The following is a 413-nucleotide window of genomic DNA, read 5'->3' on the forward strand; positions in this document are numbered from 1 at the left end:
CGATCCACGAACACCCGCTGCATTGTTGGGTCGGTCATCTCGCCCTGGACCGCAAAGAAGCCATCGCCGCTCCTGCTGGGTATAACATGGTCGATGCGTTGCAAGCCGCCGACCTTGGCCTCAAACACGAGCTGCCCGGCCGCCTGTTCAACCTCCGTGCGATTTGAGAACCCACCGCGCTCGCCCAGTGCGTCCAGCTTGCCCACCGTACTAAGGAACAGGCCGTTGTCGGGGTGACGAGGGTCGGTGAGCAATGGAGGAGCGGAGGATGCGGCTGGTGCCGAAGTCGCTTGGGCCTGGGCGATGGTCTGCTCGGCAGCTTTGGTCGCATGCTGCGACACCGCCTGACCCAAAGCAGCCCGCGTCTGTTGCCCCACCACGCCATCGACCTGCAAGCCATACGCGCGTTGGAA

Annotated in this window: 1 protein-coding gene; it reads right to left on the reverse strand. The window is 63.9% G+C overall.

Features of this window, described 5'->3' with window-relative positions; translation table 11 throughout:
• The coding region (locus tag XcuCFBP2542_RS19105; protein ID WP_211293050.1) for a peptidoglycan-binding domain-containing protein at window positions 1-413 on the reverse strand (413 nt) is incomplete at both ends.

Origin of the sequence: Xanthomonas cucurbitae, assembly GCF_002939885.1 — a bacterium.
Classification (GTDB): Bacteria; Pseudomonadota; Gammaproteobacteria; order Xanthomonadales; family Xanthomonadaceae; genus Xanthomonas; species Xanthomonas cucurbitae.